We start from the raw sequence: 24,329 nt of genomic DNA, 5'->3' as shown, positions 1-24,329 counted from the left end.
TGCCGTATACGCCACTACCCACCGGCCCTCGCTCGTCATACGCTGAACTCGTCCCACGAAGAACCCCGACGTCAAGGAGAGTCCCTCATGTCCACACCCGCATCACTTCCGTATGCCTTCGTTGCCAAGATCGTCGCGGCCGATGGACAGCACGACGCGGTCGCCGATCTGCTCGCCGGCGCTGTCGCACTCGCCAACGAAGAAGTAGGAACGATTGTCTGGTTCGCGGTCAGGACCCACGCCGACACCTTCTGGATCTTCGATGCATTCCCCGACGAGGCCGCTCGCGACGCCCACGCCAACGGCGCCATCGTCGCAGCCCTGATGGCCAACCAGCACCTCCTCGGCGCAGCACCCGAGATCCTGGCGGCCGACGTCCTCGCGTCCAAGCTCCCGTAGTCCGCCAACGCACGAGACGATCGCGCCCCGCCGAGCCGGTCCGCACTTCTGTCGTTCGGCTGGGCATCGCCAGTTCCAGCTTCGCCGGTCTGACACATCGCAGGTGTGGCTCGAAGTAGGGGTGGTACGCCCCACCGGGCAGGCGTATGGTCCGGTGAGAGGATCCTTTCGGTGCCTGGGGGCATCTTCCGATGGTGTCCTCTGCTTCAGGTGGCTCCCACCGTGACGGTCGCGTCGTGATCTCCGGCGGGAGTCCTTTTCAACCGCCTGATCAAGGTCGCGTTCGTCGTCACCGACGACCGGATCTGGCCTCGAGCCGACGAGGGCACGGGGCGCCTCGCGCGAGGGAGGAGTCGCTGATACGAGGCGCCCCGAGTGACGCCGTTGCCCGCCGGTGTCACTACGTCCAGACGAGCCCCCCGGCGTCGTCTGGCAGATCCAGGATCCTCGCTCACGTCCTGTCCCGCAAGATGATTACGCTGCCGATGGCGAGTCACTCAAGTCTTCTCCACGATGCCGCCGATGACTGGGCGCAGATCGGCGGAGTCGCTGAAGAGTGCGCCCGCACGGGCCGGTTCGGGGCCACACATTCAATCGAGCCGGCAGTTCGGAAGCGGCTGTTCAGTTCCGCTACTTCAGCTGAAGCATCTTTCTGACAGCGCTGACCCCGGCGTTCGCATCTCTGGCGCGCATCGCGGATGCGAGCTCTTCCAGAGATTCGTGGGTGCTCACACGAGGGGTCCCGAGATACAGGTCGCGGAAGATGACGTACCAGAAATCGCTCAACATCAATCGGTAGAGATCGTTGAGTGCGTGGTCCGTCAGGAACGTGAACAGCTCAACGTGGGCTTCAATCCACCCGCGCCCCGTGATCGATGAGTCAATAGCACGGTGGATGAGATCGCAGGTGTGCGACAGGTCGGGTTCCGAGAGGCCGATCGCCGCTTCCCGGATGATCTCACTGCTCTGCTGCGCCGCGAACTCACGAGTAACTCGCGAGCGCTCCACGGTGATGTCAGTCACCATGGAGTACCGACTCGCATGCACCTCCATGAGGCCCGCCCGCGCAAGCCGCTGGATCGCCTCACGCACCGGGGTCCGAGTCACAGCGAGATCCGCCGCGATCGTCTTGTCGCTCAACCGCATTCCGGGTGCGTACGTGCCATCGGCGACTCGGGTGGCGAGTCGCCGGAAAAGCTCTTCAGCTCCCAGAACCCACTGCTCTTCAGCGACGGTCGGTTCTGTGACAACGGGCGCAGGTTCGATGACCATACGCGCAGTTTACGCAGCGCGATCGATCATCCTCAGGCATTTCCCTTGGTGGCGAGCCGTCATCCCGCGGCCCCTTGGCTGCGCCCTCCGCTTCGTAGCGTCGAGATGGTGAACACGTTCCTCAGCAAGCTTCTGGGGCACGGGTTTACCGACGCTCAAGCGGTCGATGCGTATCGGGCCTTCAGTAGCTTCCTGCTCGGCCAACTCTTGCTGGAGTCCGCGGTGCGGGGGGGGGGGGCTGAGACGGCCCCTGTGGAAGAACCTCCCGACGAAGGCAACGCGGATATCCCCGAGCACGACGGCAGCATCAGCTTGCAGGACGCGCCGGAGGTGCTCCGGCTACGGGCTCTTCTGAGCGAAGACCGCTCCGACGAGGAGTTCGAGGTATCACTAGAAGTACTCCTCGACCGCCTCGCCCGAGAGCTGACCCAATAGCCGCCACGTGAGTGTCTCGGGCCGCGCAACCGTCAGCGTTTTCTGAGGTTTCCTCGAGTGGTGGTGCTCTCGGTTGTGTCGTCGTCCGGGTCTGCGTTCTGCCGGATCTCACGGCCCTTCTCGACGTCCTCCTGTTCCTTCGCCGCGGCCTTGTCACTCTTGCGGGTATCGCGCGGCGGGAGTTGAATGTCCTTCTCCGCCGCGATGCCGGCCTGCAGTTGGCGGCCGCGCTCGAGCTCAGCGTCGAACTCCGCCCCAAAGAGTAGGGCGAGATTGGCGATCCACAGCCAGAGCAGGAAAATGATAATTCCTGCAAGGGAGCCATAGGTGCGGTCGTAGTTGGAGAAGTTGCCCACGTAGAACCCGAACGCTGCGGTGGCGATTGCCAGCACGATAATCGCCAAGAGCGCTCCCATGCTGATCCACCGGAATTTCGGCTGCTTCGCGTTTGGGGTGGCGTAGTAGAGGATCGCGACGACCAACACCACGATGAATATGAGCAACGGCCACTTGGCGATGGACCAGATCGTCTGGGGTACGTCGCCGATGCCGAGTGCGTCGCCGATCGCCTTGGTGACCGAGCCGGAGACGACAAGAATGATCGCGGCGATGACGAGCAGCACGATGGTGATGACGGTGACCAGCAGCTGGGCGGGCTTCAGCTTCCAGAACGGCCGGCCCTCTTCGATCTCGTAGATCCGGTTCATCGCGCGGCTGAACGCTCCCACGTAGCCGGATGCTGACCAGATGGCCAGCAGGATGCCGGTGATGAGAGCGAAACCGGCACCCGGAGACTCGGCGATCTGCTCGATCGGCCCGCGGATCGTGTCGACCGTGTCGCCGGGAGCGACCTGCTCGATGATGCCCAGCACCGCGTCGCTGGCGGCTTTACCCTGTCCGACGACACCCAGCAGCGAAAAGATCGCAATCAGGCCTGGGAAGAGCGAGAGCACCGCGTAGTACGTCAGCGACGCGGCGATGTCCGTGCACTGGTCCGAAGAAAACTCGCGGATCGTCTTGCGCAGTACGTATTTCCAGGATCTCTTGTGCAGATCGTCTGGGGAATCCGGCTTTCCTGATGCTTCGGGGTCCGGGGCGTTGCGCGGGGTGGCGGGGGCTGTGCTGCTCATCGCGAGCTCCTTCGTAAAGGGGCGGGCCCGTCGTCTGACGGGCCCGCCCGATTCCTGCGGGTTCAGCTGTCGGAGATGTTCTCGCGAGCGTGCTGGGCCTGGTCCTTCACGTCGCCGGCCGCGCCCTGGACTTCGTCCTTAACGGTGGCGACGGACTCCTGCGCCGACGCCTTCACGGATTCGACCGACGCCTGCAGAGGCTCCTTCAGATGCTCGCCGACATCCTTCGCAGCATCGGTGACCTCGTCAACCAGCGGCTGCGCCTGCTCCTTCACGGTTGCAGCGAGGTCCTTCTCCTTCGATGACGCGGGGATCAGCGACGCCGCGAGCAGGCCGGCACCGAACGCGATCAGTCCGACCGCCAGCGGGTTCCCTTCTGCTTTGGCGACCGCGCGGTCCTTCAGATCTCCGGCGTGAGAGCCCGCATCCGACAGCGACGAGCCGGCGTCATCCGCGGCGCCCATCACACGCTCACGGACGGAGGTGAAGGCGCCACGGACCTTGTCGACCTGTCGGTCCACGATCTTCGACGGGGAGACCTTATCGGCCAGGGCGTCCACGTCCATGCCGAGGTCGTGGCGGGTCCGCTCGATGTCGGCGCGGATCTCGTCGGGTGAATCGCTCATCGGTTCTCCTCATTTCTCTTCAGCGTTTCGGGGATCTCTTTCAGGGTGTCCACGGTCTGCGGGACGCCCTTCACTTGCTTGATCTGGCTGCGCCCGACCAGGAACAGGATCAGGGCAATGACTGCCCACAGGACCGCGACGACAACGCCGGACCAGCCGCCGCCCATCAGTGTGCCCAGAGCCCACCACAGCGCGACGGACAGGAAGAACACCGCCATCAGTGCGCCGTAGCCGGCGGCACCCATCAGGCCCGCACCCTTGGCGGACTTCGTGGCCGAGTCCTTCAACTCTGCTTTGGCGAGGGCGACCTCCTGGCGCATCAGCGTCGAAATGTCACGGGACACTTCCCCGAGGAGATCTCCGATCGAGGTCGATGCGGCTTTCGCTTCAGACGGTGTCGGGTCGGTCATAGCCGTCCTCCCTCAGAATGTCCGGACGGCTTGCTGCCGCCTGCGAGTACATGGGCGTGCCAGCGCCCGTGTCGTTCACCACGGGGACGGGCACGGACGGGTCAGGGTGCACCTGCGGAGGTGCCGGCACGGGAGCGGCGTCTTTATCGTCGGAAGCATTCGCGGCGAGGGCGCGGGTGAGGCGCCCCACAACGATGCCGCCGATCGCTGCGGCGAGGATGAACGTGCCGGGCTTGCGGCGTGCGTATCGCTTGACCTCTGTGAGCACAGAACCAGGGTCCCGGTCGCCGAGCCAGGTTGCGGCAGCAGACAAACGCCCCGACACCTGCTGGACCAGATCGCTGGCGACGCCACTGCCTTCCGAGTTAGTGGCCATGGAGCCGAGCTCGTCGCTGACAGAGCGAAGACCACCGGCAAGACGCTGTTGCTGGGTGTTCGCCTGCTCCGACAGCTCCCGCTGCGTCTGCGCATACAGATCCTTCGCCTGCGTCTTCGCCTCCCCCACGACGGTCGCAGCCTCATCCTTGGCGGTGCCAAGAACGTCCTTCGCCTGAGTCGCCGCCGTGTCCTTCAGGTCTGTGGCTTCCTGCTTGACAGCATCCACCTTGCCCGAAGAACCGGGGGCGTTCACGCCCGAGCCGCTCGGGCTGGACGTCTCATAGTTGTCCGACATTAGTGCTCCTCTCGCGGACCGACCGAACAGTCGGTGGAACCCGTTCTAAACCGTCTCCCCCGCCTCGGTCAGGACCCTTGCTCCGAACAGACTTACAGTGTATTCAGGCCGAGCACACAGAGAGACTTAGTTTGAATCGGCCTGACTTTCGTTCCGTTCTTCAAGCAAGGATGGAACACGATGAACAGGAAGTATTCGCCGGAGATGCGTGAGCGGGCGTTGCGGATGCTCGCGGAGACGCGACCGTCGCACCCGAACATGATGAGCGCGGTCCGTCACGTCGCCGGGCTGCTCGGGATGAGCCCGGAGACACTGCGCCTCTGGCAGCGCCGCTTCGAGGTCGACGCGGGCGTGAAGCCCGGGTTGACGACGGATGCGGCGGCGGAGATCAAGCGGCTGCAGAAGGAGGTCTCGGAGTTGCGGAAGGCGAACGAGATCCTCAGGGCTGCGAGCATCTTTTTCGCGAAGGAGCTCGACCACCCCTCGACGAGATGATCCGGTTCGTCAACGAACACCGGGATCGTTTCGGGGTCGAGCTCATCTGCCAGGTCCTGCGACCGGCGGTGAGAGGATTCTTCACCTCACGCGGCTATCGCGCCGCGGTGGGCCGCGCGCCGTCCGCGCGGCAGCTGCAGGATGATCTGCTCGTGCCCGAGATCGCCCGGCTGCATGCGGAGAACTACGGCGTCTACGGGCGCCGGAAGATGCACGCCCTCATGCGACGGCAAGGCTGGGACATCGGTCGCGACCAGACCGAACGCCTCATGCGCCTCGCCGGGGTTCGCGGTGTCCGCAAGTCTGCGACGTCACCTACGTCGCCACCTGGTCCGGGTTCGCCTACGTCGCATTCGTCACCGATGTCTACTCCCGCCGCATCGTCGGCTGGAACGTTGCGGCGACGCTGCGCTCCGAGATCCTGCCGATGCAGGCCCTGGACATGGCCGCCTGGAACGCCGGTGGGCGCCTCGACGGACTCATCCATCACGCGGACCACGGGTCGAACTACACCGCGATGGTCTACACCGAGAGGATCGTCGAACTCGGCGCTGTCCCCTCAACCGGGACCGTCGGCGACAGCTTTGATAACGCGATGGCCGAGGCCGTGAACAACCTCTACAAGACCGAACTGATCTGCCAGCGCGGGCCCTGGCGCACCGTCGAGCAGGTCGAGCTCGCGACCCTCGAATGGGTGTGGTGGTGGAACAACTCCCGCCTCCACGGCGAGCTCGACATGCGAACACCCGCCGAGGTCGAACAGGCGTATTACGCTGACCAGGAATCAGCCAATCCGGCACCTGTCGGACAAGGCTCCCGATAGGAACGAAAGTCAGGCCGATTCATATCGCATGAAGCACGGGGTGCCCACCATACAGGTCGAGGCACCCCGCTCGGAGTGGGCACCAAGGAGGGGGACGGTGCAACCACTCCGTCTATGACGGATTGAAAAGCCGGGTAGAAGAAGCACACTCGCCGACGGGAGTGCAATCGTTGGCGCACGCGCGTGCGTTCGGTGCTTCAGTCCTGCTGAGCGAACGCGGAATCAAATGATGCTCGAGGCGTGGCCCAGAGCAGGGATCGCACAAACGCGGCGGGCGGGGTCGTTGGCGCACTCCACCCGGCATACCTGGAGCTTGGTGTCCAGCCACCGTCGCTGTCCGCTCTCCCGAAATCGAACGCGCTGTCTCTCCAGATCATCCACGACATCCGCGTATCCGTCTGACCCTCTCGTGTCACCGAGACAGACGCGTAGGGGGGGTGGTCACGGTGGTCAGTCAGGGTGCAATCGAAGGCCGCATGGGTTCGTGGGTGTTCCGCGACCCCATGCAGACATCGACTCGGGCTAGGCGATCGCGGCGCGCAATTCGGCGGCAGCGGCGCCGACGTCTGGTGCGCCGTAGATGGCTCCGCCAGCGACGGCGACCTGCGCGCCGGATGCCTGGACGGAGGCGATGGTGCTCGCATTGATACCACCGGCGACCGAGAACGGCGAACCGGATGCTTCTCCGTCACGCAGGAGAGTGGCGAAGGTAAAGCCTTCTTCCGCCTGCTCATCGAGTCCGGCATGCATTTCGACGAACTCGGCGCCGAGGGCGACGACCTCGCGGGCACGGGCGGGCTTGTCGGCGACACCGATCAGGTCGACGACGATGCCTTTGCCGTGCTTCTTCGCGGCCTTCACCGCTCCGGCGATGGTGCTGTCACCGGCGACACCGAGAACGGTGACGAGGTCAGCGCCCGCGGCGAACGCGATGTCGGCCTCGAGCTCGCCGGCGTCCATCGTCTTGAGGTCGGCAAACACGATCTTGTCCGGGTGCGCAGCCTTCACGGCGGTGATCGCCGACAGGCCCGCGCTCTTGATCAGCGGCGTGCCGAGTTCGAGGATGTCGACATGTGGCGCGGCGGCAGCGGCGAGCTCGAGCGCTGCTTCGGTGGTCAGGGTGTCCATGGCGAACTGCAACTTCATAGTGTTTCTTTCTGGTTGTGGTGCGAGCCTCCGCGTATACAAGGAGGTGGTGTCATTCAAGATTCGAGTGCCGGGGCCAGAGCTCGTCTGCGCTCTGCCCCGAACGCAGCCAGAGGCTGTGGAACAGAGCGTCGCCGAGCAGCATGACGGTCTGCTCGAACAGACCGCCCGCGTACTGCGCCGAGACGGTGCCGGAACGGTCCAGCTTTCCCGCGGCCGGCACGACCACCACGGCGGTGGCGAGCGCAGCCAACGGCGACGCTGCGGCTGTTGTGATGACGGCGACCTTCGCGCCAGCCTTCACCGCGGCATCCGCCCCACGAACGATCGATGTCGTCGTTCCTGAGCCGCTTGCCATCAGCAGCACATCGCCGGGGCCGATCGCCGGCGTGGTCACGTCGCCGACGACGTGCACGGTCAGACCGAGGTGCATGAGGCGCATGGCAGTCATCTGCAGGGTGATGCCGGAACGGCCCGCTCCGAGCACGAAGATCCGCCTGGCATTCGCGAGGGTTTCGGCGAGGTTGTCGAGGTCGTCCACTCGGTGTGTCATCACCGCGTCGGTCGTCGCCCTGACTTCCTCCAGGATGAGGGAAAGGGATGCCGTCACGTCGGGTGGCGAGGGCGTCGATACGTCACGGTCCACAGCAGTCATGTATCCATGGTCGCCGGGTTGCGGCAGCGACGCGCCCGCCCGGCGGTAGAGTGGACCTACCCATTGCGGTAGGTACAGGTTGGCCGGGTAGGTTGAAGCGGTGAGCAACAACAACGAGCTCGGTCCGGTCTCTCGCAGGCTTCAGGTCGAGCACGCGCAGGCGATGGCCGAACAGGCTGATCGGCATGCTGTGACGCTCGAGTCGATTCTCGCGGTCCTTCGTTCGACGCGACTGGAGGACCGCGCAAGCCGCGCGACGGCGCTCGATCTGGCATCCGCTGCCCTGATCGAGCTGCGCATCACGACCGACCAGCAGCTGGGCACCATGCTGGAGCCGGTGGATGGGGCATTCGCGCGGCTCCGTACCGACCTTCGTCCGCTCGCGCGCTTCGGCGGCCTGGACGTGCAGTTCGTCGAACCGCCGACCGGTGGGCGGGCGCTGCCAGGGGAGGTGGCTCATGCGGCTCGCGCGATCGTTCGCAGCGCGGTGCTCGCGCTTGTCGACCAGGAGGAGGCGAAACGGGTGCGCATCCAGTGGGATTGCGACGGCCTCAACCTGCTCATCGGCATCCGCGACGACGGTCAGGGCGAGATCAGCGCCCACGACGACGCGATCAGGCCCATCGCCGAACGTGTCGCTACTCTCGACGGCGACCTGGAGGTGTCGTCGACGACAGGCTGGGGGACATCCCTCGACATCCGGCTCCCGCTCGACCCCCCGGCAGAAGCAGAGCCGCTCGAGGACTCGGTGAACTTCAGCCCGCGGGAGCGCGATGTGCTCCGCCTGGTGGCATCGGGAGCTCGCAATCGTGCAATCGCGGATCAACTGGGAATCAGCGACAACACCGTCAAGTTCCACGTGTCGAATCTGCTCCGCAAAACGGGCGCTCGGTCGAGGGGAGAGCTGACAGCGATTGCCGCGAGCTCGACCAGGAGCAGGGCCTGACTCGACGGACCCTCGCCCTCCTTTATAGGCGCTGGGGTGGCATCCGTAGCAGTACCCCGCGCCACCATCGAGGGGAAGACGCCATGTCCGACACCATCACCACCAGCCCCACACCGGAGAAGCCGACCCTCCTCGACGCAGTGGCCGAGTTCGCCTTCGTGTGCTCCCGCGGGGACACCGCCGACGACCTGGCCGTGCGCCTCAGCTGCCCCGAGGTCGACGCGCTGGCCGGAATCCTGCGAGCATTCGGGAGGGGCGAAGCCGCAGACCTCTGGATCGTGGAGCACGCGACCGACGGCGACGAGGGCGACACCCACACCCTTGGGGCTGCGGTGGCGGCTCAGCCGCCCGGCCGCTGTCAGGCGGTGGGATCTAGACGCAGAGGCGCGCCGACGTGCCCAGGAGACTAAGCACCAGTAGCGCTGAACAGGATGAGGTCCGCGTCGTAGATCTTTGACTACGGAAGATCCGAGATCCGGAGCATCATTCGAGTCGCCTGGTTAGCCGAAAACGTACCGTTCGATCTCGGCGTCTATGGCCTCGAACTCGGGCGGCCGTCGCGCGGCCTCTGTGGCTCGCGATGCACGAGGGTGCGCGACAGGCCCAGCGTCGAACCGGCAGGATCTTCCGCGATGTTAGAGAGCGGTCTCACCCGTCGACGTCGAGATAGGCGGGCTCCTCCGGGCGGCGGGTGCTCGGGATCCGGCTCACGGCGCCCAGGTGCTGGCGCAGGCCGTCGAGGTCGGCCCGTGTGCGCTCCATCGCCGAACGCTGGAGCTCGACGACGCGCCTGGCGCGGTCGGCGAGAGCGGCGGGCAGCGGTGTGGTCGGCGGGGTCCACGGGGCGATGTCGGTGTCGACAGCGGTGCCGGGGGCGGCGGCGAGGATCCGTCCGGCGTCCTGTTCGAGCCGGTCGAGCATCGCGGTCCACTCGTCGAGGCTCATGATCGCGCCTCGGCGACCGTGCGGGCGGCCTCGTGCCACGCCTCCCGCAGCGGGGCGATGATCTCATGACAGGCGCGCGTGCGCTCGGGGTCGCGACCGATGTTCGCTCCGATGAGGGTCTGCGAGAGGAACACGTACAGCGAGCGCAGGCCGGCGCTGCCGCTCCACTCGTCGGTGAGCGATGACGACAGTTCCGAGACGATCGCCTGTGCCTGCTGGAGCTGGGCGTTGGCCTCCTCCCAGTCCTCGGAGCGCTGTGCGCTCTCCCCGCGCTCGATGTCGAGCAGGAGACGGTCGTAGAGCATCGTCACCAGGCGCTCGGGCGGTGCGGACAGCACGGCGTCGTCGCGGTAGCGCTGTTGGGCACGCAGGGCGGCGTTCATGCTCACTTCCCCGAGCTCGAGCTCGAGCCCGGCAGGGCGGCGATCTGCGACGACAGGTACGAGGACTGCGACTGCAGCTGCGACAGCATGACCTCGAGACGGGCGTAGGTGCGCTCGAGTCCCGCAGGACGGTGGTGGAGGACGTCGATTCGATCGAGGTGCTCGTGCGCCTGCAGGCGCAGGAGCTCGTGTACCGCTCCGCGCTCGCGGTGAATGCGCGCGTGCTCCAGCCCTCGCTCATGGACTTCCTCCGATGACCGCCGCACTGACCTTCCTCGCCCCGCCGCCCGGACTCGCACCCCACGTCGATTTCGCCTTGACTCCCGTCGACGGTGCCGACGGGCTGTTCTCGCTGCGGGCCGTGGACGACACCGAGCTGCGTCTGTATCTGGTGGATCCTCGAACGGTGCTGAGCGCGTACGCGCCGACCCTCACCGACGAGCAGGCAGACGGTCTGGCGCTCGAATCGCCGGATGACGCGCTGATCCTCGTCGTCGCCCACCCGTCCGCCGAGGGCGTGAGTGTGAACCTCCTCGCCCCCGTGATCGTGAACCAGACGACGGGAGCCGCCTCGCAGGTGATCCTCGAGGATCAGGACTACCCGCTGCGCGCTCCGCTCGGCTGAGCCCGGGGCCTCCGGCGCCTGCGGGGAGCTCCCTCGCGGGACGGCGGCTAATCTGGAGTCGTGATCCTTGCCGTCGACACTTCCCTGGGCACGGCTGTCGCCCTCATCGATGCCGACGGGGAGCGACGCGCCGAAGCCGGTGCCGTCGACCCTCTCGGCCACGCCGAGGTCATCGGCGACCTCCTCGTCGATGTGCTCCGCGAGGCGGGTGACGCGAAGATCACCCACGTCGTCGCCGGCATGGGGCCCGGCCCCTTCACCGGGTTGCGTATCGGCATCGCCGCGGCGCGTGCCTTCGCACTCGGACGCGGCCTGCCCGTCGTCCCCGTCCCCAGCCACTTCGCCGCGGCTCTGACGGTGCTGGAGAACGAGACCGCTCCCTTCGCGATCGTCACCGACGCCCGTCGGCGCGAGGTCGCCATCACCGTGTTCGACGGTCTCGACGACGACGGCATCCCGGTCGTCGTCGCCGACACCGTGCTCGTGCGGGCCGCCGACGCCGACGCGCACCTCGACGGCATCAGGCGCATCGACGTGACGACGCTCTCCGCATCGGATCTCGCGCGGGTCGGGGCCCGCGCGCTTGCCACCGGTCGCACGCTCGCCGGCGAGGAGCCCCTCTACATGCGTCACCCCGATGTGACGCTTCCCGGTGCGCCGAAGAAGGTGGGGACATGACCCTTCGCGACGCGACGGTCGACGACCTCGACGCGATCATGGCGATCGAGAACCGGTCCTTCCCGACAGACGCCTGGAGCGCGGAGACCATGGCCGCCGAGCTCGCGAGCCCGCATGGCCGCTACCTCGTCGACGAGCACGACGGTGCGGTGATCGGATACGGCGGAGTGCGGGCCCTCCACGGCAGCGCCGACGCCGACATCCAGACCATCGCCCTGCTCGCCGAGTACCGCGGCCAGGGGCGGGGCAGGATCCTGCTGCGTGCGCTGCTCGCGGAGGCCGCAGCACGCGGTGCACGCGAGGTGTTCCTCGAGGTGCGAGCCGACAACCCTTCGGCCGAGGGACTCTACCTCGCCGAGGGATTCGAGGAGATCGCTCGCCGTCCCCACTACTATCAGCCCGACGACGTCGACGCGATCGTGATGCGTCTGGATCTGCGCCGTCGCACGGTGCCCGTCACCGCCACCGAGGAGGCGAAGGCATGAGCGAACCGTTGGTTCTCGGCATCGAGACGAGTTGCGACGAGACGGGCATCGGCATCGTGCGCGGACGCACCCTGCTGTCGAACACCATCGCGTCGAGCATGGACGAGCACGCCAGGTACGGCGGGGTCGTACCGGAGGTCGCCGCCAGGGCGCACCTGGAGGCACTGCAGCCCGCGATCGATGCCGCCCTCGCCGAGGCGGGAGTGGGCCTGGATGATCTCGATGCCGTCGCCGTGACGAGCGGCCCAGGACTCGCCGGTGCACTGATGGTCGGCGTCGGTGCGGCGAAGGGCCTCGCCGTCTCGATCGACAAGCCCCTCTACGCCGTGAACCACCTCGTCGGCCACATCGCCGCCGATATCCTCACCGCCGACTCCGCTCCGCTCGAGTACCCCACGATCGCCCTGCTCGTATCCGGCGGTCACACCTCGCTGTTGCATGTGCGCGACCTCACCACCGACGTCGAGCTGCTGGGGGAGACGATGGACGACGCCGCGGGAGAGGCCTTCGACAAGGTCGCCCGCCTCCTGTCCTTGCCGTACCCGGGTGGTCCGGAGATCGACCGTGCAGCCGCCGACGGCGACCCGGAGGCGATCCGGTTCCCCCGTGGCCTGTCCCGTGCTTCCGACCTGGCGAAGCACCGCTACGACTTCTCGTTCTCGGGGCTGAAGACGGCCGTGGCCCGCTGGGTCGAGCGCTGCGAAGCCGAGGGGGTCGAGGTTCCCCTCGCCGACGTCGCCGCGAGCTTCCGCGAGGCGGTCGTCGACGTTCTGGTCACGAAGGCGCTCGCCGCCTGCGCCGACCTCGGTGTGCCGCGGCTGCTGCTCGGCGGGGGAGTGATCGCGAACCGGCGTCTGCGCGAGGTCGCTCTGGAGCGCGCCGAGGCCGCAGGCGTCACGGTGCGCATCCCGCCGTTGTCGCTGTGCACCGACAACGGCGCGATGATCGCCGCCCTCGCGTCCGAGCTGATCTCCTCCGGCCGGCGCCCCTCCACCCTCGCATTCGGCGCGGACTCGACGCTGCCCGTGACCGAGATCCAGATCGCGGAGGCGGTGTCGGTATGAGTGACGTCCCCGGTACTCCCGAGGCGCGGTCCTCGGCGACGCCGGCGGCGCGTATCGAAGGCCCCAGCGACGAGGTCGAGCACCCCGCAGGTTCCGCCCGTCTTCCCGGTTCCCGCCGAGACGGATACACCAGGCTGCCGACGGGTCCGGTCGGCATCGAGCCGGTCGTCGCGACCGGTCCCGACATCGATGCTCCCGACGACACGGAGTGGGAGCCGTCGACGGGATCCATGCCGGTCGACGACACCCGATTGGCGCCGTGGGCGCTGCTGGCGGCGATCGTCGCGCTCGGGGCGTCGTTCTTCGTCGGCTGGGGCATCCCGGTCGCCGTGGTCGCGGTCGTCGCGGCAATCATGTCTCTGCGTCGCCCTGTCGAGAGTCGCGCGATCGCGCGCTGGGCGCTCGTTCTCGGACTCTGCGCGACGGTCTACAGCCTGGGCTGGCTGGTCTGGGCCGGCATGCAGTTGGAGAGGCTCGGCTGAGCCGATGCTGGACGCGGACGAGCTCGAGGAGCTGCGCTCCCTGCAGGCGCGGGCCTACGGACGCGAGGCGTCGCTCACCGATGCCGACGCCGTGCGACTGCGCGCGCTGGAGGAGCGCCGTGTTGCGCCGGGTGTCGAACCCGTGGGGCTCGACTTCGCCCCGACCGCCGATACCGTGTCGCCTCCCGACCGCGGGGAGTCGTCGGACGACGCTGGTTCCGCGAGCGCTGAGGCAGGGGATCAGGGCGTCGAGGCCGCGGCACCCGACGCGGCGGAGGGGCATCCGTCGCCTGTCGCAGAGGGCTCACCGGGGACCGGGGAGTCCGCGCGATCCCTATGGCGCGCGCATTGGCGGCCCGCCGTGCTCGCCGTCGCGGCTTTGCTCGTCGTCGGGGTCGGCGTGGGCTGGCTGCTGTTCGGCCGGTCGGCTGCGACCCCGGTCGCCCTGAGCGCGCAGCAGCAGGAATGGCAGAGCGCGCTGATCGCCGGAGGGCGCTACGACCCGGGATCGGTGCGCGCCCTCGCCGTCGAGCAGGGGGCGGTCATCTCAGCGGCGACCAAGGACGACGGCGCGATCACCTGCCTGCTTGTGGCGACCTCCGCGTCGGCACTGCCCACCTGCGAGCGCACGGAGACCGTCGAGGGCTCGGGGCTCTTCGGGGCGGTCACAGTGGAGTCGAAGGACGACATCAGGCGCGAGCTCAACGTGCAGATGATGTTCACCGCGTCCGGCGAACCCGCCGTATCCACCTACACGGCGGAGTATGGACCCGGCACCACCAACGGTGTGACATATGCGAACGCCGGTGAGGCGGAGAAGGCGAAGCGGATCGCGGCGCAGGGGTTCGAGATCAACTCGCTCTGGGTCATCGGCTACGACGGTGAGGTGCCGGTGTGGACGGGGATGGCGCTCGAGTCGTTTCAGACCTGTCTGATCTACGACGGCTCGGATGACCGGTTCCCTCGGGTCTGCGCCGATGCGCTCACTCTGCAGGAACAGAGCGCCACGCTGGTGCTGAACGTGGTCGATGAGGAGAGCGGCGAGGTCGTCCGCCTGGAGGTTCCGACCTGGAGTGACGGGAGCTCCTCGCTCATGATCACACGTGAGGGGGGTGCCGACGGTGCAGGCGGAGACGGACGCTGACGAGCTGCGGGCGCTCCACCGCCGGGCCTATGGTCGTGACGGCATCCTCACGGATGCCGAGACCAGGCGGCTGCGGGAGCTGGAGGACGCGAGACGATCTCCGGTGACGCCCCCCGCCGTCGAGACCCGTGTGGATTCGTCGCCCGAGCAGCCGTCGCCCGCTCCTGCCGATGTCCCCGACGACGCTGGCGGGCATGCCGTCGTCGACGCTCCGGAGCCCGGAACCGTCACCGAGGATCGGCGCTCGCTCAGCACCGTTCGTCGTGTCCTGCGGAGGTACCGAGTGGGCGTGTCGGCGCTCGCGGTGATGACGGTGGCACTCGGCGTCGGCATCGGTGGGGCGCTGTTCGCGCCACGCGCCGACGGCATCGCCCTGTCCGCCGCGCAGCAGGAGCGCCGTGATGCGCTCGCCGCCGCCGACTTCGACAGCGGGTCACTCCTTGCGGTCGCGCAGGACGAGGATGCGTTGGCCTGGTACGCGACCAAGGACGATGGCGGCGTCGTGTGCCTGGTCCTCGACATCGGCGACCGTTCGCAGTCGAACTGCCTTCCCACCGGCGACATCGGACGTGGCCTGAGCGTGTCCTTCCCCGTTCCGATCGACGATCCCGAAGACGATACCCGGAGTCTGGGGGGTGTGAGCGCAACGATGCTCGTGTCGACAGCGGGGGAGCCGATGGTCGCTCTCCAGCGGTGGTCGATGTCGTCGGCCCTGTCCTCGCAGTACGCCGGCGCAGAGCGCGCACGGGCCGAGGAACTGGCCGACGAGGGTTTCGCCTTCTCCCTCACGATCGTCGGATCGTTCCGGACGCAGCCGGTATGGGTCGGCGACCGCGTGTCGGAGCAGGGCGAGGTCGAGAAGTGCCTCATCGTCGACGCCGGCGATCTGACGACGTGCGAGTCTCCCAGCGATGCGGGGGAGTCGGGGATCGACGCGCGGATCGACGGCCTCGGTGGCGCGGAGGTCGGCTCGACGGTTGTCGAGGCGCGGTTCACGAGGTGGCAGACGCCGTATCTGGTCATCCGCGAGGCACCAGCCTCCTCAGGAGCGCCGCAGGACACCGTACGGGTCGAAGCGCCTCCGGGTGACCCGATCGTGGTCGAGCCGCCGGGCCGCGACCCCGACGGCTGAGCGGATCTCAGCCCGCCGCGGGTACCCGGTCGGCGAGGATCGCGCGGCGCTGATCGCCGATACGGGCGAGGATTAGCGTCGCCTCCTGGTCGCCGCGCAGCGTCAGCTTCTTGCGGAAGGCCGCGGGATCGACGTCGACGCCGCGCTTCTTGATCTCCAGGCGTCCGATGCCGTGCGCCTTGAGGGCGGCGCTGATCGCCTTCGGGTTCGCCGGCAGGGTCTCCCGCACGCGGAAGGACTGCACGAAAGGGCTCGTCAGCGCGGCATCCGAGGTCAGGTAGGCGATGTGCTCGTCGAGCATCCCCGCGTCGAGGCTTCGGGCGACCTCGCCGATCAGACGGGCACGGATCACGGCGCCATCGGGTTCGTGCAGGAAGGCGCCGAGCTCGCGCACCGGCTCGTCGGCGGCGTCCGCCGGGGCGGTGAGCTCGTGCGAGCGCTCGTCGCGGATCACGAGGGCCGCGCGGCGGACCCCTTCTCGGGTGAGGGCGCCGCTCCACACGACGAGCTCGACGACGCTGCCGTCGGCGCTCACCCACTGCGCTTCGGCGTCGGCGGGCAGCGCGTCGCGGTCGTGCGCGGGGCCGAGCTTGATGCCGGTCGGATGGCTCGCGGCCACATCGAAGGCCCAGTCCAGCGAGGGGGAGTAGTCGTCGGCGGAGACTCGTCGGGTCTCGCTGTGCCCGGAGGTGCGTCGAGCCGGGTCCATCCAGATCGCGCTTCCCGCTTCCACCGTTGAGAGGGCGTCTTCGGCCGTGAGGTGGCCCACCGCGGCGCTGTCGCCGAAGGGCGCCAGGTTGTAGGCGGCGATGGCCGAGGTGACCTCATCGGCGTCGACGGCGTGCACGTCGAGTCCCGCTCCGGCGAAGGCGAGCGCGTCGCCGCCGATGCCGCAGCCGAGGTCGGCGACGCGGGTGAATCCGGCGTGCCGGATCCGCTGCGCGTGACGGGCTGCGACCCCGAGCCTCGTCGCCTGCTCGAGCCCGGCGCGGGTGAACAGCATGCGTGCGGCGAAGGGCCCGAACTTCGCCGCAGCCTTGGATCGCAGGTGCGCCTGTCCGACGACGGCGGAGACGAGCTCGGGGGAGTGGCCGGCCGCGCGCAGCCGCGAGACGGTGCGGGCCACGTCGGCGGTCGATTCGATGGGCCCGACCGCGTCGAGCAGCTCGAGACCGGCGGGGGTCAGCAGGGCGCGCAGCTCGGACATCTCCACGTGCTCAGCCTAATTGCCCGTGCGGGGGGACTGCCCGCCGCGCACGCTGGCACTCGCATTGCGTGAGTGCCAGCCGAGCGCCTAGACTGGATTAGCACTCTCGGGTTGAGAGTGCGAACAAGTCTTTCGTGTCAGCGTCAAGAAAGAAGAGGTAGACCGTGTCGGTTTCCATCAAGCCGCTCGAGGACCGCATCGTCATCAAGCAGGTCGAGGCCGAGCAGACCACCGCGAGTGGCCTGGTCATCCCCGACACCGCCAAGGAGAAGCCCCAGGAGGGCGAGGTCGTGGCGGTCGGCCCCGGCCGCATCGACGACAACGGCAACCGTGTTCCGCTCGACGTCGCCGTCGGCGACCGTGTGCTCTACAGCAAGTACGGCGGCACCGAGGTGAAGTTCGGCGCAGACGAGTTCCTCGTCCTGTCGGCTCGCGACGTCCTGGCGGTCGTCGTCCGCTGATCTGCGGAATCTGATTCCCGCCCCTCGTGAGGGGCAGGGTCAAGGTCCTCGAAGGGGCCCGGATGCGCTTCGCATCCGGGCCCCTTCTGCGTCCGCCACCGGGCATCGGTTTCCTGCCGAACTCTGCGGCAGCGGCCGGGCGGCCGAGGGCGCGACGCCGCCGCGGGCGTAGGGTTGTGCGGTGCCCCCAGAGACGACTCGTGCCACGCAGACCGCCGGAGTGGCCTATGCCGGTGCCGCGTACCTCCTCTGGGGAGTGCTTCCGCTCTACTTCCTGCTCCTCGTTCCGACGGGGCCGTGGGAGGTCGTGGCCTGGCGCGTGCTGCTGTCGTTCGTGTTCTGCCTCCTGCTGCTCACGTTCACGCGCGGCTGGGCGGCATTCGGCGTCATCCTCCGACAGCCGAAGCTGCTGGCCTGGACGGCCCTGGCCGGTCTTCTGATCTACGTCAACTGGCAGGTGTTCCTGATCGGAACCCTCAGCGAGAACGTCGTCGAGACGAGCCTGGGCTACTTCATCAATCCGATCACGACCGTGCTGCTGGGCGTCTTCGTGCTGAAGGAGCGCATCCGCAGGTTGCAGTGGGCCGCCATCGCGATCGCGGCGATCGCGGTCGTCGTGATCGTCGTTGCCTACGGCGATTTCCCCTGGATCGCCCTGTCGTTGACGGCGTCCTTCGGGGTCTACGGGCTCATCAAGAAGAAGATCGGTCCCGCCGTCGATGCGGTCAGCGGTCTGACGCTGGAGTCCTTCTGGCTCATCCCGATCGCCGTGGTGCAGCTGATCGTCGTCGCCCAGACGACGGGGATCACGATGGGGGCGAACGGGTGGCCGCACACGCTGCTGCTGGCGTTCGCCGGCGTCGCCACAGCGGTGCCCCTGCTGCTCTTCGCCGCAGGAACCCGACGCATCCACCTCACCGTGATCGGAATGATCCAGTTCATCACCCCCGTGATGCAGTTCCTCATCGGCGTCGTCGTCCTGCACGAGCCGATGCCTCCGGAGCGCTGGGCGGGCTTCATCATCGTGTGGATCGCGATCGGGGTGTTCGTCGTCGACCTGCTGCTCGCCGCACGTCGGGGGCGCAGGATTCCGCGTGTCGAAGCGGCCTGATCCCGAGGCTCATCCGTCGGGGAACCCAGTGTCGGATCGTTAACGCACCGAGATACTTGCGACCCCTGCGCGCAGGACTCACGGCCTAGTGTTAGAGCACCCGATTGTGGCCAGAATCCACGTTCAGTCACAATCCACGTTCAGTTACGCAAGGGAGCATCATGAACGCATTGAAGGGCTCGCGCACAGCGAAGGTCTTCGCCGGGATCGCACTGATCAGTGCATCCGCCATCGTCATCGCCGGCTGCAGCAGCACTCCGAGCTCGGAGAGCGGCGGCAGCGACAAGCCCGCAGCCGATCTGACGCTCAAGCTCGGATCGCTGCTTCCGCAGACGGGGTCGCTGGCATTCCTGGGCCCGCCCATGGAATCCGGCGTCGGACTCGCGGTCCAGGAGGTCAACGAGGCCGCTGCCGGTGTCACGATCGACCTGACGGCCGAGGACGAGGGCGACACCGACACCAAGGCCTACGAGACCTCGATCACCAAGCTGCAGGGCGCCGGCGTCTCCGCCATCGTCGGAGCCGCCGCGTCGGGCGTCTCCAAGCTCATCCTCGACGGGAACGTGAGCGCGGGGATCCTTCAGATCTCGGCGTCGAACACGTCTCCCGACTTCACCACGTGGGACGACAGCGGCCTGTACTTCCGCACCGCACCCAGTGACCTGCTGCAGGGCGAGGTGCTGGGCAACCTGATCGCCGAGGACGGCGCCAAGAGCCTCGGCATCATCTACCAGAACGACGCCTACGGCACCGGCCTGAACGACGCCATCACGACGACGTTCGAGGGCACCGGCGGCGAGGTCGTCGAGTCGGTCTCGTTCAACGTCGGCGACGCGCAGTTCGACGCTCAGGTCGAGTCGATCAAGGCCCAGAACCCCGACGCGGTCGCGATCGTGTCGTTCGACCAGTTCAAGACCATCGCGCCGCTGCTGGTGAACGCCGGCATCTCGGCCGACAAGTTCTACATGGTCGACGGCAACCTGTCCGACTACGGCTCGGAGATCCCGGTCTCGCTCGAGGGCGCGCAGGGAACCAAGGCCGGTCCTGCTCTCGCGGATGACTTCACCACCCGTCTCCAGGACTACTGGACCGGCGAAGGCAACCCCGAGGTCAAGGACTTCACCTACGCGGCAGAGGCGTACGACGCCGTCATCCTCGTGGCTCTGGCCTCGCTCGCGGCCGGCTCCACCGAGGGCGCGGATATCGCAGCCAAGATGCAGGAGGTCTCGGGCGGTTCGGGCGACGGCAAGAAGTGCACCAGCTTCGCCGAGTGCGCCAAGATCATCAACGACGGCGGCGTGGCCGACTACGACGGCTACTCCGGCGACATCACGTTCGATGAGGCCGGCGACCCCCAGGGTGCCTCGATCGGCATCTACAAGTACGGTGCCGACAACATGATCACCCGCACCAACTGATCACACGATCACATGACGAAGGCCCCGGATCCGATCCGGGGCCTTTGTCGTGGGGTCGAGTCTGTGGCTCAGGCTGCGTCGGTGCCGAGCGTTCCGAGGTAGAGACCGATCACCTTCGGGTCATTGAGCAGATCACGGCCGGTGCCCTCGTGGGCGTCCTTGCCCTGATCGAGCACGTACCCGCGGTCGCAGATCTGGAGGCAGCGTCGGGCGTTCTGCTCGACCATGATCGTCGTGACGCCGGCCTTGTTGATGTCGGACACCCGGATGAACGCGTCGTCCTGCCGCACGGGGGAGAGCCCGGCCGACGGCTCGTCGAGCAGCAGCACCGACGGATCCATCATGAGCGCGCGCGACATGGCGACCATCTGCCGCTCGCCGCCGGAGAGGGATCCGGCGCGCTGCTTGAGGCGCTTGCCCAGCTCGGCGAAGATGCCGGTGACGAACTCGAGCCGTTCCGTGTAGATCTTGGGGTTCTGGTAGAGCCCCATCTGCAGGTTCTCCTCGATCGACAGCGACGGGAAGACGTTGTTCGTCTGCGGCACGAAAGCGACCCCGCGTCGGACCAGCTTGTCGGCCTTCAGGCCGACGATGCTCTCGCCCTTGACCGTGATGTCGCCGCTGCGCACGTTCACCAGCCCGAAGATCGCCTTCAGCAGGGTCGACTTGCCGGCGCCGTTCGGGCCGATGATCCCGATCAGCTCGCCCTGGCGGGCGACGAGGTTCGCGCCGTTGAGGATGTTCACCCCGGGGAGATAGCCGGCGTGGACGTCGGTCAACTCGACCACGACGTCGTCCTGAGGCGCGCTCTGCGGTGCGTTCGTCGGCGATTCCGCGCTCATGCGGTGCCCTTCCCCTCTGTGCCGGAGGCGGGATCGCTCGCTTCGAGCTCGGCCTCCGCCTCTGCTTCGATCTTCTCGCGGAGTCGGATCGCGGCGGCATCCTCGAGCACCGGGATGCGTCCGGTGACCGCGCCCAGGTCGAGATCCTGGTGCGCACCGAGGTACGCATCCACGACCGCGGGGTTCTCCATGACCTCGTCGGGAGGTCCCTCCGCGACGACGCGGCCCTCGGCCATGACGATCACCCAGTCCGCGATGTGGCGGACCATGTGCATGTCGTGCTCGACGAAGAGCACCGTCATCCCCTGCTCCTTCAGATCGAGGATGTGGTCGAGGAGCGACTGCGTGAGAGCGGGGTTGACGCCGGCCATGGGCTCGTCGAGCATCACCAGCGTCGGGTCGCTCATCAGCGCCCTGGCCATCTCGAGGAGCTTGCGCTGGCCACCAGAGAGCGACGCCGCGAAGTCCTTCTCCTTGGCATCGAGCTTGAAGCGCGTGAGCAGCTCGCGTGCCTTGCCTTCGATCTCGGTGTCCTGCGCTCGCCAGAGGAAGGGGAACAGACTCGACCAGAAACCCTCCCCGCGCTGATGCGGAGCTCCGAGCTTCATGTTCTCGAGGACCGTGAGGAGCGAGAGCGATTTGGTCAGCTGGAACGTGCGGACCTGTCCCATCCTTGCCACCTTGAACGACGGGACTCCCGAGAGGCTCGTTCCGTCGAAGGACCAGGTGCCGCTGTTGGGCTTGTCGAATCCGCAGAGCAGGTTGAACAGCGTGGTCTTGCCTGCTCCGTTCGGGCCGATCAGTGCGGTGATCGCTCCTCGCGGCACTTCGAGGTGGTCGACGTCGACGGCGGTCAGGCCACCGAAGCGACGCTGGACCGCATCGACGACGAGGATCGGATCGACCTTGGCGACCCCCGGCTTCACCTCGCCCTTGGTCAGACCGGTCGTCTTCGGGCGTCGGATGCTCCCTGTGGCGGGCGCGGCGTTCGCCGTGCCCTCGGCAGAGCCGGGGACCTGTTCCGGGGTCAGTTCATTTGACAAAGGTCATCTCCCTCTTGTCTCCGAGGATGCCCTGCGGGCGGAAGATCACGAGCAGCATCAGAGCGATGCCGACGAAGACGAAAACGAGCGTCGATGCCTGGCTGTCGGACATCGGCAGCAGGCCTGCTTTCGCCAGGGAGGGCAGGAGGTTGGCCATGAAGGCGAACACCACCCAGAACAGCACGGCGCCCAGCGTCGGTCCGAACACCGTGGCCGCCCCGCCCAGAAGGAGGATGGTCCACAAGAAGAACGTCAGCGACGTCGAGTAGCTGCCGGGGACGACCGCGGAGGGGAGGACGAAGATGATCCCGCCCGCGGCACCGATCACGCCACCCACGACGAGCGCCTGCATCTTGTAGGCGAAGACGTTCTTGCCGAGCGAGCGCACGGCGTCCTCGTCTTCACGGATGCCCTTGAGGACGCGACCCCAGGGGCTGCGCATCAGCGCCCACACCAAGAGGATGGCCGCGGCGAGCACGATCACGCCGAAGACCCGGTTCCAGAGGTCGTTGGCGCTGTACATCCAGGGTCCGAACCCGTAGGTCCCGGGGGGAATGGGGTTCGCGTCGCGGAACCCGCCGTTGTACTGGGCCAGGCCGTCGGCGCTGTTGGTCCATTCGTCGAACAGCTGCGTCGTGAACAGCAGTCGCACGATCTCACCGGCGGCGATCGTCGCGATCGCCAGATAGTCGGCGCGAAGTCGCAGTGTCGGGATGCCGAGCAGGACGGCGAAGAGCGCGCCGCCGAGCAGACCGATGAGCATGCCGATCCACCAGGGCAGACCGAAGCTCAGCACCGAGATGGCGTAGCCGTAGCCGCCGATGGCCATGAAGGCGGCCATACCGAAGTTGAGCAGTCCCGCGTATCCGAAGTGCACGGCCAGGCCGGTCGCCGCGAGGGCGTAGGCGATGGTGACAGGGCTGAACAGGTAGACGGCCGTGTTCGAGAAGATGCTTCCGAAGTCCATGGCGATCAGCCCAACCTTTCCCTGCGTCCGAGCAGCCCCTGCGGTCTCACGAGGAGGATGACGATGAGCACCACGAGGGCGCTCGCATACTTCAGGTCGGACGGGATCCACAGGGTGGAGACCTCGACCGCCATCCCGACGATGAGGGAGCCCACCAGAGCACCGAACGCGGTGCCGAGGCCGCCGAGCGTGATCGCCGCGAAGATCAGCAGCAGCATCTGCATGCCCATGTCCCACTTCACGCCGGGGCGGAAGTAGGCCCAGAGGATGCCGGAGATGGCCGCCAAGGTGCCGGAGAGGATCCAGACGTAGCGGATGACCTTGTCCACATCGATCCCGGAGGCGGCGGCGAGCTGCGGGTTGTCGGAGATCGCGCGGGTCGCCTTGCCGATGCGGGTGCGCGTCAGGAAGAAGGCCACGGCCAGGATCACCACGATGCTCACCCCCATCGCGATCATGTCGATGTAGGACAGCGAGATCGGCCCGAACTGGATCGGCGTGGGGCTGGCGCCGGGGAGCTGGTAGGTGCCGCCGCCGATCATGAACTGGAAGGCGTAGCGCAGTGCCAGCGAGAGTCCGATGCTGACGATCATCAGCTGCACGACGCCGAGACCGCGTCGTCGCAGGGGACGCCAGATGCCGGCATCCAACGCCCAGCCGAACAGGCCGCCGCCGATGACGGCCGCGGCGACGCCGAGCCACAATGGGAGGTGCCAGAACGTGGTCGTGACGAGGGCGACGAGGCCGCCCCAGGTCACCATCTCGGCGTGCGCGAAGTTCGACAGCCGCGTGGTGCCGTAGATGAGAGCGGCACCCATCGAGGCCAGCGCCAGCAGCAGACCGAAGTTCAGGCCGCCGACCAGTCGCGAGAGCAGCTGGTCGATGAACGAGACGGTGATCCGCTGCCCCTCGCCGAGGAACAGATTCATGATCTTGGTCCCCGTGAGACCGAACTCGACCTCGAAGGAGGCGGTCGTTCCCGCGATCGGCTGCGTGCCCGGTGGCAGCAGGCTCGCATCGACGATCACACCGTCGGGGAGGGTCGACTCGTCGACCGTCAGCGTGTACTTCTCTTTCTCGGGCACGTACAGGCGCCACTTGCCTTCGGCGTCGGTCTCGGTCTCGCCCTTGAAACCGTTGCCTTCGATCGCCATGACGACGCCTTCGACGGGTTCGTCATCGAAGGTGAGGACGCCGGCCAGGTAGAAGTCCGTGACCTCCTGCCCGTCGTCTGTCGTCTCGGCCGAGGCCGATGAGGGGGGCATGAACACGAACGCGCTGAGCGCCATGAGGACAGCGAGCAGCGCGACCACCCAGGGGCGCTTTCGCTGC

At 67.3% G+C, this 24,329-nt stretch carries 29 protein-coding genes and 1 pseudogene; 16 read left to right on the top strand and 14 right to left on the bottom strand.

Translation table 11 applies throughout. The features are described from left to right. The first annotated feature begins 87 nt into the window (after positions 1 to 87). Positions 88 to 399 carry a putative quinol monooxygenase gene (locus KY497_RS16120; RefSeq protein WP_033107114.1) on the top strand — a complete coding sequence of 104 codons (312 nt, stop codon included), beginning with the start codon at positions 88 to 90 and terminating at the stop codon, positions 397 to 399. Positions 400 to 1,029: 630 nt separating this feature from the next. Here the strand turns inward: KY497_RS16120 and KY497_RS16840 are convergent. Beyond that, positions 1,030 to 1,671, bottom strand: a complete 642-nt coding sequence (locus tag KY497_RS16840) for a GntR family transcriptional regulator (RefSeq protein ID WP_218682268.1) — start codon at positions 1,669 to 1,671, stop codon at positions 1,030 to 1,032. Between the two features lie 48 nt (positions 1,672 to 1,719). Here KY497_RS16840 and KY497_RS16115 point away from each other — a divergent pair, with 48 nt between their 5' ends. Further along, positions 1,720 to 2,106, top strand: coding sequence for a TetR/AcrR family transcriptional regulator C-terminal domain-containing protein (locus KY497_RS16115; protein ID WP_258185978.1), 387 nt, complete (start codon positions 1,720 to 1,722; stop codon positions 2,104 to 2,106). A 32-nt stretch (positions 2,107 to 2,138) separates the two neighbouring features. On the opposite strand, the gene KY497_RS16110 is transcribed toward KY497_RS16115, so the two are convergent. From KY497_RS16110 to KY497_RS16095, 4 genes are all read right to left on the bottom strand, one after another. After that, on the bottom strand, positions 2,139 to 3,236 hold the full coding sequence (locus KY497_RS16110; protein WP_218682269.1) for a YihY/virulence factor BrkB family protein: 1,098 nt from the start codon (positions 3,234 to 3,236) through the stop codon (positions 2,139 to 2,141). A gap of 62 nt (positions 3,237 to 3,298) precedes the next feature. Then, on the bottom strand, positions 3,299 to 3,862 hold the full coding sequence (locus tag KY497_RS16105) for a DUF3618 domain-containing protein (RefSeq protein WP_218682270.1): 564 nt from the start codon (positions 3,860 to 3,862) through the stop codon (positions 3,299 to 3,301). Then, entirely contained in the window at positions 3,859 to 4,272 is a 414-nt protein-coding gene (locus KY497_RS16100; RefSeq protein WP_046746438.1) for a phage holin family protein, read from the bottom strand. Before KY497_RS16100 ends, KY497_RS16105 begins: the two co-directional genes overlap by 4 nt. Beyond that, complete coding sequence (locus KY497_RS16095; protein ID WP_219869509.1) at positions 4,250 to 4,945, bottom strand: hypothetical protein; 696 nt, start codon at positions 4,943 to 4,945, stop codon at positions 4,250 to 4,252. Before KY497_RS16095 ends, KY497_RS16100 begins: the two co-directional genes overlap by 23 nt. Positions 4,946 to 5,125: 180 nt before the next feature. Here KY497_RS16095 and KY497_RS16090 point away from each other — a divergent pair. Continuing rightward, positions 5,126 to 6,263 (top strand): annotated as a pseudogene (locus tag KY497_RS16090) (IS3 family transposase). Between the two features lie 522 nt (positions 6,264 to 6,785). Here the strand turns inward: KY497_RS16090 and hxlA are convergent. Beyond that, complete coding sequence (gene hxlA / locus KY497_RS16085) at positions 6,786 to 7,409, bottom strand: 3-hexulose-6-phosphate synthase (protein ID WP_140036071.1); 624 nt, start codon at positions 7,407 to 7,409, stop codon at positions 6,786 to 6,788. Positions 7,410 to 7,461: 52 nt separating this feature from the next. Next, the gene (gene hxlB, locus KY497_RS16080; RefSeq protein WP_140036070.1) at positions 7,462 to 8,064 is read right to left on the bottom strand and encodes a 6-phospho-3-hexuloisomerase; all 603 of its coding nucleotides are present in this window, start codon (positions 8,062 to 8,064) and stop codon (positions 7,462 to 7,464) included. A 100-nt stretch (positions 8,065 to 8,164) separates the two neighbouring features. Here hxlB and KY497_RS16075 point away from each other — a divergent pair, with 100 nt between their 5' ends. Continuing rightward, a complete protein-coding gene (locus KY497_RS16075) occupies positions 8,165 to 9,010 on the top strand; it encodes a LuxR C-terminal-related transcriptional regulator (protein ID WP_229778985.1) in 846 nt (281 codons plus the stop codon). A gap of 83 nt (positions 9,011 to 9,093) precedes the next feature. Further along, positions 9,094 to 9,420 (top strand): hypothetical protein, encoded by a 327-nt coding sequence (locus KY497_RS16070; protein WP_219869508.1) that lies wholly within the window; start codon positions 9,094 to 9,096, stop codon positions 9,418 to 9,420. Positions 9,421 to 9,658: 238 nt separating this feature from the next. On the opposite strand, the gene KY497_RS16065 is transcribed toward KY497_RS16070, so the two are convergent. Together KY497_RS16065 and fliS are read right to left on the bottom strand one after the other, a co-directional pair. Further along, positions 9,659 to 9,955 (bottom strand): hypothetical protein, encoded by a 297-nt coding sequence (locus KY497_RS16065; protein WP_141387155.1) that lies wholly within the window; start codon positions 9,953 to 9,955, stop codon positions 9,659 to 9,661. Beyond that, on the bottom strand, positions 9,952 to 10,338 hold the full coding sequence (gene fliS / locus KY497_RS16060) for a flagellar export chaperone FliS (protein WP_219869507.1): 387 nt from the start codon (positions 10,336 to 10,338) through the stop codon (positions 9,952 to 9,954). Before fliS ends, KY497_RS16065 begins: the two co-directional genes overlap by 4 nt. 134 nt (positions 10,339 to 10,472) lie before the next feature. Here fliS and KY497_RS16055 point away from each other — a divergent pair, with 134 nt between their 5' ends. From KY497_RS16055 to KY497_RS16020, 8 genes are read left to right on the top strand one after another with little or no spacing between them, the layout of a single operon-like run. Beyond that, positions 10,473 to 10,595, top strand: coding sequence for a hypothetical protein (locus tag KY497_RS16055; protein ID WP_258185762.1), 123 nt, complete (start codon positions 10,473 to 10,475; stop codon positions 10,593 to 10,595). Then, positions 10,592 to 10,963: a flagellar assembly protein FliW gene (locus tag KY497_RS16050; RefSeq protein WP_141387156.1), complete on the top strand. Its 372-nt coding sequence runs from the start codon at positions 10,592 to 10,594 to the stop codon at positions 10,961 to 10,963. The genes KY497_RS16055 and KY497_RS16050 overlap by 4 nt, the downstream gene beginning before the upstream one ends. A gap of 60 nt (positions 10,964 to 11,023) precedes the next feature. Beyond that, the gene (tsaB, locus tag KY497_RS16045; RefSeq protein WP_219869506.1) at positions 11,024 to 11,641 is read left to right on the top strand and encodes a tRNA (adenosine(37)-N6)-threonylcarbamoyltransferase complex dimerization subunit type 1 TsaB; all 618 of its coding nucleotides are present in this window, start codon (positions 11,024 to 11,026) and stop codon (positions 11,639 to 11,641) included. Beyond that, positions 11,638 to 12,126, top strand: a complete 489-nt coding sequence (rimI, locus tag KY497_RS16040; protein ID WP_219869505.1) for a ribosomal protein S18-alanine N-acetyltransferase — start codon at positions 11,638 to 11,640, stop codon at positions 12,124 to 12,126. Before tsaB ends, rimI begins: the two co-directional genes overlap by 4 nt. Continuing rightward, the gene (gene tsaD, locus KY497_RS16035; protein ID WP_055870376.1) at positions 12,123 to 13,190 is read left to right on the top strand and encodes a tRNA (adenosine(37)-N6)-threonylcarbamoyltransferase complex transferase subunit TsaD; all 1,068 of its coding nucleotides are present in this window, start codon (positions 12,123 to 12,125) and stop codon (positions 13,188 to 13,190) included. The genes rimI and tsaD overlap by 4 nt, the downstream gene beginning before the upstream one ends. Beyond that, a complete protein-coding gene (locus tag KY497_RS16030; RefSeq protein WP_219869504.1) occupies positions 13,187 to 13,672 on the top strand; it encodes a hypothetical protein in 486 nt (161 codons plus the stop codon). The genes tsaD and KY497_RS16030 overlap by 4 nt, the downstream gene beginning before the upstream one ends. Before the next feature lie 4 nt (positions 13,673 to 13,676). Then, positions 13,677 to 14,816, top strand: coding sequence for a hypothetical protein (locus KY497_RS16025; protein ID WP_219869503.1), 1,140 nt, complete (start codon positions 13,677 to 13,679; stop codon positions 14,814 to 14,816). Next, entirely contained in the window at positions 14,785 to 15,948 is a 1,164-nt protein-coding gene (locus tag KY497_RS16020) for a hypothetical protein (RefSeq protein WP_219869502.1), read from the top strand. The genes KY497_RS16025 and KY497_RS16020 overlap by 32 nt, the downstream gene beginning before the upstream one ends. 7 nt (positions 15,949 to 15,955) lie before the next feature. Here KY497_RS16020 and KY497_RS16015 read toward each other — a convergent pair whose 3' ends face one another. After that, positions 15,956 to 17,155: an SAM-dependent methyltransferase gene (locus KY497_RS16015; protein ID WP_375140936.1), complete on the bottom strand. Its 1,200-nt coding sequence runs from the start codon at positions 17,153 to 17,155 to the stop codon at positions 15,956 to 15,958. Between the two features lie 164 nt (positions 17,156 to 17,319). On the opposite strand from KY497_RS16015, the gene groES reads away from it, so the two are divergent. From groES to KY497_RS16000, 3 genes are all read left to right on the top strand, one after another. After that, a complete protein-coding gene (gene groES / locus KY497_RS16010) occupies positions 17,320 to 17,616 on the top strand; it encodes a co-chaperone GroES (protein WP_017203655.1) in 297 nt (98 codons plus the stop codon). 181 nt (positions 17,617 to 17,797) lie between these two features. Then, positions 17,798 to 18,727 carry an EamA family transporter RarD gene (gene rarD, locus KY497_RS16005; RefSeq protein ID WP_219869500.1) on the top strand — a complete coding sequence of 310 codons (930 nt, stop codon included), beginning with the start codon at positions 17,798 to 17,800 and terminating at the stop codon, positions 18,725 to 18,727. 161 nt (positions 18,728 to 18,888) lie between these two features. Further along, on the top strand, positions 18,889 to 20,145 hold the full coding sequence (locus tag KY497_RS16000; RefSeq protein ID WP_055870392.1) for an ABC transporter substrate-binding protein: 1,257 nt from the start codon (positions 18,889 to 18,891) through the stop codon (positions 20,143 to 20,145). 68 nt (positions 20,146 to 20,213) lie between these two features. On the opposite strand, the gene KY497_RS15995 is transcribed toward KY497_RS16000, so the two are convergent. From KY497_RS15995 to KY497_RS15980, 4 genes are all read right to left on the bottom strand, one after another. After that, the gene (locus KY497_RS15995; RefSeq protein ID WP_055870395.1) at positions 20,214 to 20,987 is read right to left on the bottom strand and encodes an ABC transporter ATP-binding protein; all 774 of its coding nucleotides are present in this window, start codon (positions 20,985 to 20,987) and stop codon (positions 20,214 to 20,216) included. Next, positions 20,984 to 21,952, bottom strand: coding sequence for an ABC transporter ATP-binding protein (locus tag KY497_RS15990; RefSeq protein WP_055871190.1), 969 nt, complete (start codon positions 21,950 to 21,952; stop codon positions 20,984 to 20,986). The genes KY497_RS15995 and KY497_RS15990 overlap by 4 nt, the downstream gene beginning before the upstream one ends. A gap of 67 nt (positions 21,953 to 22,019) precedes the next feature. Then, positions 22,020 to 22,997, bottom strand: coding sequence for a branched-chain amino acid ABC transporter permease (locus KY497_RS15985; protein ID WP_055870398.1), 978 nt, complete (start codon positions 22,995 to 22,997; stop codon positions 22,020 to 22,022). A 5-nt stretch (positions 22,998 to 23,002) separates the two neighbouring features. Continuing rightward, complete coding sequence (locus tag KY497_RS15980; RefSeq protein WP_375140935.1) at positions 23,003 to 24,286, bottom strand: branched-chain amino acid ABC transporter permease; 1,284 nt, start codon at positions 24,284 to 24,286, stop codon at positions 23,003 to 23,005. Positions 24,287 to 24,329 lie beyond the last annotated feature (43 nt).

This window comes from Microbacterium sp. PAMC22086, assembly GCF_019443525.1.
In the GTDB taxonomy this organism is placed as follows: Bacteria; Actinomycetota; Actinomycetes; order Actinomycetales; family Microbacteriaceae; genus Microbacterium; species Microbacterium maritypicum.
The sequence above is the reverse complement of the archived record's forward strand: the minus strand, read 5'-3'. Positions and strand labels throughout refer to the sequence as shown.

Excerpts from the sequence above, each read along its gene's own strand:
- KY497_RS16120 (WP_033107114.1), top strand. The coding sequence starts at position 88 with ATGTCCACACCCGCATCACTTCCGTATGCCTTCGTTGCCAAGATCGTC.
- KY497_RS16840 (WP_218682268.1), bottom strand. The coding sequence starts at position 1,671 with ATGGTCATCGAACCTGCGCCCGTTGTCACAGAACCGACCGTCGCTGAA.
- KY497_RS16110 (WP_218682269.1), bottom strand. The coding sequence starts at position 3,236 with ATGAGCAGCACAGCCCCCGCCACCCCGCGCAACGCCCCGGACCCCGAA.
- KY497_RS16105 (WP_218682270.1), bottom strand. The coding sequence starts at position 3,862 with ATGAGCGATTCACCCGACGAGATCCGCGCCGACATCGAGCGGACCCGC.
- KY497_RS16100 (WP_046746438.1), bottom strand. The coding sequence starts at position 4,272 with ATGACCGACCCGACACCGTCTGAAGCGAAAGCCGCATCGACCTCGATC.
- KY497_RS16095 (WP_219869509.1), bottom strand. The coding sequence starts at position 4,945 with ATGTCGGACAACTATGAGACGTCCAGCCCGAGCGGCTCGGGCGTGAAC.
- hxlA (WP_140036071.1), bottom strand. The coding sequence starts at position 7,409 with ATGAAGTTGCAGTTCGCCATGGACACCCTGACCACCGAAGCAGCGCTC.
- hxlB (WP_140036070.1), bottom strand. The coding sequence starts at position 8,064 with ATGACTGCTGTGGACCGTGACGTATCGACGCCCTCGCCACCCGACGTG.
- KY497_RS16070 (WP_219869508.1), top strand. The coding sequence starts at position 9,094 with ATGTCCGACACCATCACCACCAGCCCCACACCGGAGAAGCCGACCCTC.
- KY497_RS16065 (WP_141387155.1), bottom strand. The coding sequence starts at position 9,955 with ATGAGCCTCGACGAGTGGACCGCGATGCTCGACCGGCTCGAACAGGAC.
- fliS (WP_219869507.1), bottom strand. The coding sequence starts at position 10,338 with ATGAACGCCGCCCTGCGTGCCCAACAGCGCTACCGCGACGACGCCGTG.
- KY497_RS16050 (WP_141387156.1), top strand. The coding sequence starts at position 10,592 with ATGACCGCCGCACTGACCTTCCTCGCCCCGCCGCCCGGACTCGCACCC.
- rimI (WP_219869505.1), top strand. The coding sequence starts at position 11,638 with ATGACCCTTCGCGACGCGACGGTCGACGACCTCGACGCGATCATGGCG.
- tsaD (WP_055870376.1), top strand. The coding sequence starts at position 12,123 with ATGAGCGAACCGTTGGTTCTCGGCATCGAGACGAGTTGCGACGAGACG.
- KY497_RS16030 (WP_219869504.1), top strand. The coding sequence starts at position 13,187 with ATGAGTGACGTCCCCGGTACTCCCGAGGCGCGGTCCTCGGCGACGCCG.
- KY497_RS16025 (WP_219869503.1), top strand. The coding sequence starts at position 13,677 with ATGCTGGACGCGGACGAGCTCGAGGAGCTGCGCTCCCTGCAGGCGCGG.
- KY497_RS16015 (WP_375140936.1), bottom strand. The coding sequence starts at position 17,155 with ATGTCCGAGCTGCGCGCCCTGCTGACCCCCGCCGGTCTCGAGCTGCTC.
- KY497_RS16000 (WP_055870392.1), top strand. The coding sequence starts at position 18,889 with ATGAACGCATTGAAGGGCTCGCGCACAGCGAAGGTCTTCGCCGGGATC.
- KY497_RS15995 (WP_055870395.1), bottom strand. The coding sequence starts at position 20,987 with ATGAGCGCGGAATCGCCGACGAACGCACCGCAGAGCGCGCCTCAGGAC.
- KY497_RS15985 (WP_055870398.1), bottom strand. The coding sequence starts at position 22,997 with ATGGACTTCGGAAGCATCTTCTCGAACACGGCCGTCTACCTGTTCAGC.
- KY497_RS15980 (WP_375140935.1), bottom strand. The coding sequence starts at position 24,286 with ATGGCGCTCAGCGCGTTCGTGTTCATGCCCCCCTCATCGGCCTCGGCC.